This is a genomic window from Gemmatimonadota bacterium, from assembly GCA_026706345.1.
Classification (GTDB): Bacteria; JAAXHH01; JAAXHH01; order JAAXHH01; family JAAXHH01; genus JAAXHH01.
The window spans coordinates 51,753-62,041 of sequence record JAPOYX010000169.1 but is presented as its reverse complement, the minus strand read 5'-3'; the positions used below and the strand labels follow the sequence as shown (position 1 = coordinate 62,041).

Sequence of the window (10,289 nt, the reverse complement as noted above, 5' to 3'; positions counted from 1 at the left end):
TCCTCCTGCTGGTCTACAATATCTGCTACATGCCGACCCTCGGCCTGGTGAACGCCATCACCTTTCACCGCGTCGAGGATCGGGAGGCGCAGTATCCCCTGATCCGGGTGTTCGGCACGATCGGCTGGATCGCCGCGGGGCTCTTCATCAGCTTCGTCCTGGGTCTCTTCTCGGGCCGGATCATTCCCGAAGAGACGGCCTGGCCGCTCTACACGACGGGGGTCGCAGGCCTGGTCATGGGGCTGTACAGCTTCACGCTCGGCCGGACGCCGCCGGCCGCCGCGGGCAGGAAGGCGTCGCTGCGGTCCGTGATCGGGCTGGACGCCTTGCAGGAACTGGGAAGCCGGTCGTTCTACCTGTTCATCTTCAGCGCCCTGCTCCTCTGCATCCCGCTGGCCTTCTATTACAACTTCACGCAGATCTACCTCGGCGCGACCGGATTCGCCAACATCGCGGGCACGCAGACGCTGGGCCAGGTGTCCGAAGTATTCCTGATGCTGTGCATGCCCTTCTTCTTCCGCCGGCTCGGCGTGAAGCGGATGCTGCTGATCGCGATGGCGGCCTGGATCGTCCGGTACGGGCTGTTCTCTCTCGGCGCGCCGGACACCCTGTGGTCGCTTATCGTCACGGGGATCATCCTCCACGGCATCTGCTACGACTTCTTCTTCGTGACCGCCCACGTCTACGTGGACCAGCAGGCCACACCCGCCAACCGCGGACAGGCCCAGGGGCTGTTCGTCCTCGTATCCAGCGGCCTGGGCATGCTGATCGGCGCCCAGGTCGCCGGCCGGGTCTACAACACCTTTCTGGATTCGACGGGGAGCCTGGACCTGTCCGACTGGCAGGTGTTCTGGAGCCTGCCCGCCGTCCTGGTCATCCTGGTCCTGATCCTGTTCGCGGTGGGTTTCAAGGCGGAGAGAACTGCTGCCGGTGAATCAGGATAGACCCTGAACGGCGACAGACAGATGGGCCGGAATACGGCAGCGCTGGAACGACGCGAGACCTATCGCTTCAGGCTTTCCGGAACCAGATCAGGTAAACGACTGCGCCAAGCCCGAGGACGCCCAGTCCGGGCAGTGCCTGCATGAAGTTCTGGATGATGACCGTCGCCACGACCCATGCGACCACCACCAGGAAAAACGCGGGAACGTAGGGGTAGCCGGGTACCTTGTAGGGTCGCTTCGCATCCGGATGCTTGCGCCGCAGTACGATGAGGGCGAGGACGTTCAGCCCGTAGTACAGGTAGACGATATAGACGAAGGCGTTGATGATGGCCTGGAAGTTGCCCAGGAAAGTCCAGAGGATGGCCCAGACGGTCGTAGCCAGGATAGCGCGGGAAGGGGTCTTGAACCGGGGATGTACATGGGTAAAGGACTTGAAGAACATGCCCGCCCGCGCCATGGCGTACGGTATCCGGGGCGTGATGATCAGGGTGCCGTTCATCGTCCCGAAGGTTGAAATCATGACTGCCGCGGAGATCAGCGAACCGCCGACCGGACCGATCAGCCATGTTGCGACATCGGCCGCCACCCGGTCCGAGGTCGCGATACCGTCGATGCCCAGGATGTACAGGTAGGACCAGTTCACCGCCAGGTAGACCAGGGTGCACAGGCCCAGGCCGAACAGGATGACCCGGGGCAGTATGCGTTGTGGCTCCCGCACTTCCCCCATGACCATGCTGGTATTGACCCATCCCTGGTACGCGAAGAGCGCGCCGATCATGGCCGGACCCAGGATGGTCAGAATGCCCGCGTCGATATCCGGCGGCACCAGCGGCTGGAAATGCTGCCCGTCTCCCCCCAGCACGATCGCCAGCAACGCGAGTCCCGCCAGCGCCGAAACTTTGGCGAAAGTGGTCAGGTTCATCACCAGGCCGCCGAACCGCACGCCGACATAGTTTACGAAGCAGAGGAAGATCAGAAGGATCCAGATGGCGACCTGCTGGGACGAGATAACGAAGGAACCAAGGTCGAATACGGCTACTTGGGACGAGATGAACGGCAGAAAATACCCCATGTAACTGGTACAGATCGCACCGATGGCCGCTAGGCCGGCGCTCTGAAGCAGGACGACTTCCACCCACCCGTACAAAAAGGCCACGATGGGGGGGAACGCCTCCTTGAGGTAGACGAACTGCCCGCCGCTGCGGGGCATCATGGTGCCGAGTTCGGCGAAACACAGCGCGCCGGCGAAACACAGGGCGCCTCCGACGATCCAGACCAGGAGAAACAGGCCGGGATTGCCCAGTTGCTGCGCGATTCCGGCCGGTGCGCCGAAGATGCCGGAGCCGATGATGCCCCCGACGATGATACTCGTAGCCGAAACGACGCCCAGGTCGCGCCTCAACTCGGTTTCGAGTTCGAAGGGACTGGACGAAGAGGTTGGTTTCATGGGTGCGTATTCCGTGATGCGTCGCGTGGAGGACGCATGGTCACGGGTCTCGCGGAAGCGGCCGGGAGACCAGGGCGATTAAAGTATTCCAGGTAGACACGCTGGTGTGTCGGGCAAAATACCATGCGGCAGGCGTGGTCCGCCACCGTTTTATTCTCTCGTACGAAGCGAGGCGGGCCGCCAGGCGCGCTACTGGCCTTTAAACCTGAGGCCGCCGCGCGTCACCTTGCTGCTTGACAAGTCTTCCGATTGGTATCTACTTTAGGGACGGGTCAGCGAAGGCCGTTCCCGCCTGTGCTGGACCGGTAGTTCCCGACGGCTTGGTTCAACTTCTGCAAGGTACCCATTCCGCAGATTCAAATTATCCGACATGCTTTCGAGATACCATGCAATGATCCCGACATATTGTCACAGTTGCTTATACACACGTGTGCGCTGAGAAGAAAGCACTGCGTCTTCACGCCTTCATGAACTGCGTACGGCCATGGGAATCAGACCCGTGAGAAACAGACCGGTTACGATCAAGGATATCGCCAGGCGCCTGGGCATTTCGTACTCCACGGTCTCCAGGGCGCTGTCTTCCCAAAGGTCCCATCTCGTCAAGGAACGGACGCGCCTTCTGGTGGAACAGGCCGCGGAAGACATGGACTATTCGCCCAATCTCATGGCGCAGACTTTCGTGAAGGGAAGAGGAGGCGTCCTGGGGCTGCTCGCCAACCGGATCGGATCGGAGATCGCCGGCAGGCAGATTCATCACCTGGTACGGACCGCCGGCGGGCACGGTTACCAGGTTCTGGTCGCGGCGGCCGCCAACCGGACTGCATCCGCCCTGGAAGACGAACGGGTCGAGCAGCTCATGCAACTGACGTCTCGCGACATAGACGGCATCCTGATCCAGACGATCGGCGACGAAGCGGAGTCCGCACCGACCGTCCATGCCGCGCCGGGCGGACTGCCGGTCGTGACCTTTGGATACGCTGCAGACGATATGACCGGCGTTTCTCTGGACCTTGCATCGGGCATTCAGGAGGTGACCGAGCATCTGATCGGACTCGGGCATGAACGGATATGCTTTCTGGGCGAAGTCGGGATTCGGGCCGACGGTCTGCCGGCACTGGGCAAGGGTTATCGCTTCGCGATGCGCAAGCATGGCCTGGCTCCCCGCCTCGCTCCCGTTGAAGCCGCCCGCACCCGGTCCGGATACCACCTGGGGAAGGAACTGGGCGGCCGGTTTACGGCCTTCGTATGCTGCTGTGATTACACGGCCCTCGGCGTCTGCCGGGCACTGATCGAATCCGGCGTGCATGTGCCGGATGACGTGGCGGTGACCGGCTGCGGGGACTTCGAAGTCTCGGCTTACGTCAGCCCATCCCTGACAACGCTTTCCATCCCCTTCGAGGATATTGCCTTTGCTGCGGTACAGGGGATTCTGCGACAACTCCGGGGGCGTCCCGTCCCGCGGGAGCGCTCCTTCAAACCGCATCTTACCGTAAGAGAATCCTGCGGCGCGAGATAGGATACCAGTCCCAAACCGATTCAAAAAAGATTTGACATGTGGACGGGCCTTCGCCAAATTTGGTTTTGCAAACGTGTGTAATTCGTTCCGGATCCTTGATGTACTGGAAATCGGCAGGGTTCGCGGTGGAACCCCTGTTGCCTGGAGCCGATCCGGCGAGCCAGGGTGGAAAGGGCCGATGAAAAAGAAGCGGGTGACCATCAAAGACATCGCGAAGACCCTGGGGGTCTCCCATTCCACGGTGTCTCGCGCTCTGTCTCGGAACAAGTCGCACATGGTAAGCGAGGAAACCCGCAGACAGGTCGAGCAGATTGCCGAGGAGTTCGCCTACAGGCCCAACTTGCTGGCCAAGGGATTTGCCACCGGAAAAACGGGCACACTGGGCCTGCTGGCCTGCGAGTGCTACCAGGAGCAGGCCGGCGCCCAGATCGAGAGCTTTCTCAGGGCCGCCGATGAAAGGAATTACCGGCTCCTGGTGGGCATGTCCGCCGAGTGGGATTCCTCGTCTTCGGAGGTCGATCAGGCGGCGCAGATCGAGCAGTTCATATCAAGGGGGATAGATGGACTCCTGGTGCAGACCACAGGGGGCATGGGAGAGCCGGAACGTATCCTGGGCGCGGTTGACGGCCGGGTACCCGTGGTGACCTTTTACTATCCTGCCCGGGGCTTTCCGGGCGTCGTACTGGATTTCGCCGCGGGGTTCTACCGGGCGACAGAACACTTGATCGCGCTGGGACACAAACGTATCGGGTTCCTCGGCGAAAACTGGGAAGGACCCGGTCAGGGTTCTTCCAAGGGCAGAGGATACTTCAACGCCATGAATGAATTCGGTCTCCATCCTGAAAGCCTGGCCGTCGGCCGACAGGAGACCGAATCGGGGTATCGGCTGTCCCGAGAAGTAAAGGACCGGTACTCCGCCCTCGTTTGTTGCACCGATTACACGGCCATCGGCGTGTATCGCGGCCTGGGCGAATCGGGGATCCGCGTACCGCAGGACGTCGCCGTCGTGGGTTGCGGCGATTCGGACGTATCGGCCTTCGTGACGCCCGCGCTGACCACGCAGTCGACGCCGGCCAGGGGAATCGCGCGTACGGCGATGGACTTGATGCTGAAGATAATCGAAGGCCAGGAAGTCGTGTGCCAGGTCGTCCTGACGTCCAGCCTGATTGTACGGGAATCCTGTGGATCGGCCATCATGGACTCCTCCCGGACGCCGAAGTGATCTACGGCGTTCAAATCAACTTTCTCCTTCGCGATCGGCTTCGCCGGGTTGATTTTCTCGGGCATAGTCATGCTCCGGGCCCTACCTGATCCCACCTCTATCCCTCTATTCCCGAATCTCAACTTTCTTGACAGTCGACCGCCCCATTTTATCTTTAGTGATGGTATAAATCTCTGCCATCGTACTGATTCGAACAAGGCGCCCTGGCGTTCCAGCCAGCACGATTCACATTTAAACTCGAATGCCTCAGACCCAGCGATCCGGGATCGGTCGAACCGGGCTCGTTCAGCGTTGGATGGCAACCGATTGCCTATCAGTTCCCGAAACCGAAGTAGATCGGATCGGTCCATGAGAGTCAAGCTGGTAACCATTAAGGACATTGCTCAGCGACTGGGAATCTCCCATTCCACGGTTTCTCGGGCGCTATCCCGTACTGCGTCTTATCTCGTCAACGAAAAGACCCGGATGCTGGTCAAGCAGACCGCGGAGGAGATGCAGTATACCCCCAATCTGATGGCGCAGGGATTCGTAACCGGGAAGACGGGCACCCTGGGTCTGCTCACCTACCAGATTTCGCTTGAAACGTACGGAACGCAGACCGAACAGATTCTCAGGGTCGCGGAAAAAGAGCAGTACAGGCTGCTGATGGGCATGGCGGTGAACCGGACTTCCCGGTCTTCGCAGGACGACCAGGGCATGCAGATCAGGCAGTTGATCTCAAGGGGCGTGGACGGACTCCTGATCAACACGCGGGGCGACAGAGAGGAATCGGATCGAATTCGCGGCATGGTGCGGAACCACATTCCGGTGGTAACGTATCACTACCCCACGGATCACATCCCGGGGGTCGTTCTGGATCTCGAGGCCGATTTCTACGAGGCGACAAACCATCTGATCGAGCTGGGACACCGCAGGATCGGCTTCATCGGCCAGAATCTGGATATGGAAAGCCCGGTTTCGTCCAAGGGTAGAGGATACGCCGGGGCGATGAGGGACAACGACCTGCCGCATGAGATCATACCTCCCCTGGGCATCCGTGGCGAAGGCGGCTACATCCAGGGCCAGAACCTCCGGGACCGCTTTACCGCGTTGCTGTGCAGGGATGACTATACGGCGATCGGCGTTTGCCGCGGTCTGCGCGACGTGGGCCTTCGGGTTCCGGAAGACGTCGCCGTGGTGGGTTTTGGAGACATAGACGTATCGGCCTACCTGTCGCCCGCGCTGACCACGATGGCCGTCCCGTACGAGGAGATAGCCCGGTCGGCGATGGATCTGATGCTTCGCCAGATCGGTGGAGAAGATACGACGGAGCAGGTCACGCTCCGTTCCCGCCTCATCGTACGGGAGTCCTGTGGAGAGGACGGAGTATAGACCATCCCGGCCACTGGAATACAATGCTTCGCCATCGGTCTTATCCGAATCGAAATACGGAAGGTTATTCCCAGCGATCCAGGCCCAGCAGCCGGCGGCCCAGGGCGGTAAGGCGCGCGGGGCCGTCCCGGCGTTCGACGCCGCGGGGATCGCCCGGAAATACGTCCGGGTGCATGCGGTCTCGCCAGAGCGAGACGCGGTGCTGGCGCATGGACTCGTCTTGCTCCCGGCTCGGGCTGGCGGAAATGTACTGGCACCAGCGGGGCCTGTCGGACGTGTTGCGGCTGTTTCCATGGGGAAGCAGGCTGTGCCAGATGAGCAGGTCGCCCGCCTTTCCGGGGATCGTTTCCGGTGTCAACCCGCCGAGGTCCGGACGCCAGGGATCACGATCGGCAGGCTGGGTTTTCACCCATTCGAAAAACTGCCTGTGGAACCCCGGGACGCACTGGAAGCCGCCCTGGTTTCCCGCCGTATCTGTCAGGTACAGCACCCCCTGCACCTTGAACCGTCCGGGATGATCCGAGGTGTCGATGTCCCAGTGTATCAGCGGCTCGTTGAACCCGTGCGCCGTGCCTTCCCGCTCGGGCGGCGTCATGTTGGCGCGGTCGATGCTGACCCACAGTTTCTCCTCCTCCCAGAGGCTCCTGAAGGCCTCGTATACGCGGGGATGCTGCCGGTTGTCCCATATGGACTGGTGATGGTACATCTCGACGAATCCGAGACGGCGCGGCGGACCCTCGTACCACGTTGCCGGATCGTCGGGGTCCAGGTCCAGGAACGCGGCGATGGCCGCTATCGTGGCCGACAGGTGGGATTCGGGGACTGCCCGGGGGGTGTTCTCGGAACCGTAGTCATGCCAGCAGGACCGCTGTTCAACGGTCAGCAACGCATACCTCCCGGCATTGGAAAGCGCCGTCCCCGCAATCGAAATCCGCGTTCGGAACCGGCAGATATCCACTGGAGTCCCGGCGATTCCCGTGGTTCATATCATGGGTTCCAACGGGACTTCCCGCCCCGTTTCGGCGGAGCGGTAGATGCCGTTCAGGATCTGTTGCACGAGGAGGCCGTGTTCCCCCGGCGCCTCGGACGGTTTCCGGGTCTGCACGCAGTCCACGAAGTGCCGCAGCTTGTACCGAAAGCCGTCCGTGTCCGGCAGGTAGTCCGGCGTCATGTTGACCATGGTGCCGGACTGGTCTTTGAAGACCATGGGCGGACTGAACTGGCCGCCGGCCTTCTCGCCCATGAGGGAGAAGGTCCATTCGCCCTTGCCGATATGGGCCGCGAAGGAGGCCTCCACCGAGAGCGTGGCGCCGTTGTCGAACCGGATCATCCCCACGGCCAGATCCTCGACGGAATACGTCTCGCGGTCCCAGTCGGGCCACATGGACACGGTGTCGCTGGGGCGGTCGCCGAGGTACGTGTATGCGCTTCCGAAGGCGCTGACGGGTTGCGGCGATCCCATGAGATAGTGGGCCGCTTCGATCATGTGCACGCCGATATCGATCAAGGCCCCGCCGCCCTGGAGATCCTTGCGGCCGAAAACGCCCCAGTTCGGAATCCCCCGGCGGCGCAGCGCGAGACAGCGTCCGTACAGGATCCTGCCGAATTCCCCCCGGTCGATGAACCGCTTGAGCATCTGCGCCTCGGGCGCGAACCGGTGCTGAAAGCCGATGACCAGGATGCGGCCCGTGTCCCGGCTCGTCCTGACCATTTCCGCCGCCTCCTCCGCCGTGATCGCCATGGGTTTTTCCACCAGCACGTCCTTGCCGGCCCGGAGCGCGTCGACCGTCGGCTCGCAATGGGCGCTGTTCGGCGTGCCGACCGTGACCGCGTCGATTGAATCCATGCCCAGCAGTTCCCTGTAATCGGTGAAGCAGTGGGGAATGCCGTACATTTCGCGGCAGAGATCCAGCGCGTCCGCGCTGATGTCGGCCACCGCCGCCAGTTCCACGTCCTCCATCTCGGACAGATACTTCATGTGTTCCCGGGCGATTCCGCCTCCGCCGATGAAGCCCACTCTCGTTCCGCTCACGCCTCCATCCTTTCTTCTTCCGGACTGCAGGTGTATCGTACCGACCGCGACCGGCCGGAACCGGCCTTCGGCACCTGGATACCGTCTTCGGCACCTGGATACCGTCTTCGGCCGCTTCAAAAAGGGAACCGATACTGCGGTTTGTGGATTCTATATAATGTGGCCGGCTACCGGCGGTAAAGCGTAATGTCAAATCGGTTCGTCGGGATTCGACCGCTGCGCGGGAGCAAATAAAACTTTGTGGGCCTGTGTTATGCAAATATATTGAAAGCAGTATCCCGTAACAACCGTATCGACGCCTTTGGCGGGTGCCCGGACGATCGCGGGAAGGACGCTGTCGATCGCCGGCCGGGCTCGCCTGCATTCGTGTTCTTCAGATGCTCAGTGAGGGTTCCGATGGTCCGTATGACTGAAACCGGCAACCGGCTATGGCGGGGAGTCGGGATTGCGCTGCTGCTGACGGTTCCGGCCGTCTCGGCGGGAGCGGCGCCGCCCGGTCCCGCTCCTCCAGACGAGCATGGCAGCATCAACCCCGGGCTCGCGGTGGTGGATATCGTGACCTCCCGGGGGGATTCGGTCGACAGCACGCGTGTCGACTGCTACTACCGCCTTTCGAACGAACTGTTCAATTTCGTCAAGTCCGGGGACCGCTACGCCGCCCGTTTCGAACTTTCCCTGATCGTGATCGACGATGACGACTACCAGGTTTCCGCCGAGACCCTCCGGGATTCGGTCGTGGTGGATACGGACGCCGAGACGCGCGTGATGGACCCGTCCCGCGCGCAGCTGTACACCACCTACCTCCCGCCCGGGAAGTACGACCTGCAAATCACGCTCTATGACCAGGACGCGGGCGATCAGCAAGACATTTCCAGGCCCTTCGAGGTGCCGGATTACTACAAGGACCGGCTCAGCATAAGCGACATTCAATTCGCCGGCCTGGTCCTGGAGGGCCCCGCCAACGTCGGCTTGGACCGCAGAGGCATCCGGGTCGTTCCCAACCTGTCCCGCGCCTTCGGCGAGGACCACACCGACATGTACATCTACTACGAGGTGTATACGGACGCGGCCGAGGAGGCGCAACAGCCCTTGACAGTGGCATACAAGATCAAGTCGTCGTCGGGCCGGGAAGTGTTGAACCGGGAGGAGCCCCTGGAGCGACAGGGCAATATCGGCGCGTACAGCGGCCGGTTCGACACCAGTGAACTGTCCCAGGGCGTATACACCCTGGAAATCGAGGTCGACGACCGGGCCGTGCGGAACCGGGCGAAGTCCAAGTCGGAATTCCATATCACCTGGCAGTTCCTGCTGCCCCTGACGGCGGCCAAGAATTTCAGGGAGATCACCGAGCAGTTGAGGTATATCGCCAAGAACGACGAACTGGACGTGCTCAAGAAGTACAGGGACGCCCCGGCCGGCGAACAGAAAGAAGCGCTGGAAGCGTTCTGGAAAAGGCGGGACCCCACGCCGGGTACGGATCGAAACGAAAACATGATCATGTACTACCGGCGGATCGCGTACGCGAACGAGAACTTTGACGACGGACTGAGGAAAGGCTGGCGCAGCGACCAGGGGCGGATCTACATCGTCTATGGTCCGCCGGACGAAGTGGAAAGGCACACCTGGGACCGGTCCTACTCCCATCCCTACCAGGTGTGGCATTACTACAACATCAGCCGCAGTTTCGTTTTCGTCGACTTCGATGGCTACGGAAGATACCAGCTCTATCGGGTATATTGAAACGGCGGTGACAGCCT

Annotated in this window: 8 protein-coding genes; 5 read left to right on the top strand and 3 right to left on the bottom strand. The window is 61.5% G+C overall.

The genetic code is table 11. The annotated features are described in order from the left end of the window. Positions 1–944, top strand: a 944-nt coding sequence (locus tag OXG98_11385; protein ID MCY3772606.1) for an MFS transporter, incomplete at its 5' end; no start/stop codon positions are given. A 67-nt stretch (positions 945–1,011) separates the two neighbouring features. Here OXG98_11385 and OXG98_11380 read toward each other — a convergent pair. Further along, the gene (locus OXG98_11380; protein MCY3772605.1) at positions 1,012–2,391 is read right to left on the bottom strand and encodes an amino acid permease; all 1,380 of its coding nucleotides are present in this window, start codon (positions 2,389–2,391) and stop codon (positions 1,012–1,014) included. A gap of 499 nt (positions 2,392–2,890) precedes the next feature. Here OXG98_11380 and OXG98_11375 point away from each other — a divergent pair, with 499 nt between their 5' ends. The 3 genes from OXG98_11375 (at position 2,891) to OXG98_11365 (ending at position 6,500) form a co-directional block, all read left to right on the top strand. Beyond that, entirely contained in the window at positions 2,891–3,907 is a 1,017-nt protein-coding gene (locus OXG98_11375) for a LacI family DNA-binding transcriptional regulator (GenBank protein ID MCY3772604.1), read from the top strand. Positions 3,908–4,085: 178 nt separating this feature from the next. Next, positions 4,086–5,129 (top strand): LacI family DNA-binding transcriptional regulator, encoded by a 1,044-nt coding sequence (locus OXG98_11370; GenBank protein ID MCY3772603.1) that lies wholly within the window; start codon positions 4,086–4,088, stop codon positions 5,127–5,129. 348 nt (positions 5,130–5,477) lie between these two features. Next, positions 5,478–6,500: a LacI family DNA-binding transcriptional regulator gene (locus OXG98_11365; protein MCY3772602.1), complete on the top strand. Its 1,023-nt coding sequence runs from the start codon at positions 5,478–5,480 to the stop codon at positions 6,498–6,500. 64 nt (positions 6,501–6,564) lie between these two features. Here the strand turns inward: OXG98_11365 and OXG98_11360 are convergent, their stop codons facing one another. Next, positions 6,565–7,386: a phytanoyl-CoA dioxygenase family protein gene (locus OXG98_11360; GenBank protein MCY3772601.1), complete on the bottom strand. Its 822-nt coding sequence runs from the start codon at positions 7,384–7,386 to the stop codon at positions 6,565–6,567. A 96-nt stretch (positions 7,387–7,482) separates the two neighbouring features. Beyond that, entirely contained in the window at positions 7,483–8,532 is a 1,050-nt protein-coding gene (locus OXG98_11355) for a Gfo/Idh/MocA family oxidoreductase (protein ID MCY3772600.1), read from the bottom strand. Between the two features lie 405 nt (positions 8,533–8,937). Between OXG98_11355 and OXG98_11350 the strand changes: the two genes are divergently transcribed. Next, positions 8,938–10,272, top strand: coding sequence for a GWxTD domain-containing protein (locus OXG98_11350; protein MCY3772599.1), 1,335 nt, complete (start codon positions 8,938–8,940; stop codon positions 10,270–10,272). Positions 10,273–10,289 lie beyond the last annotated feature (17 nt).

Excerpts from the sequence above, each read along its gene's own strand:
- OXG98_11370 (MCY3772603.1), top strand. The coding sequence starts at position 4,086 with ATGAAAAAGAAGCGGGTGACCATCAAAGACATCGCGAAGACCCTGGGG.
- OXG98_11380 (MCY3772605.1), bottom strand. The coding sequence starts at position 2,391 with ATGAAACCAACCTCTTCGTCCAGTCCCTTCGAACTCGAAACCGAGTTG.
- OXG98_11365 (MCY3772602.1), top strand. The coding sequence starts at position 5,478 with ATGAGAGTCAAGCTGGTAACCATTAAGGACATTGCTCAGCGACTGGGA.
- OXG98_11350 (MCY3772599.1), top strand. The coding sequence starts at position 8,938 with ATGACTGAAACCGGCAACCGGCTATGGCGGGGAGTCGGGATTGCGCTG.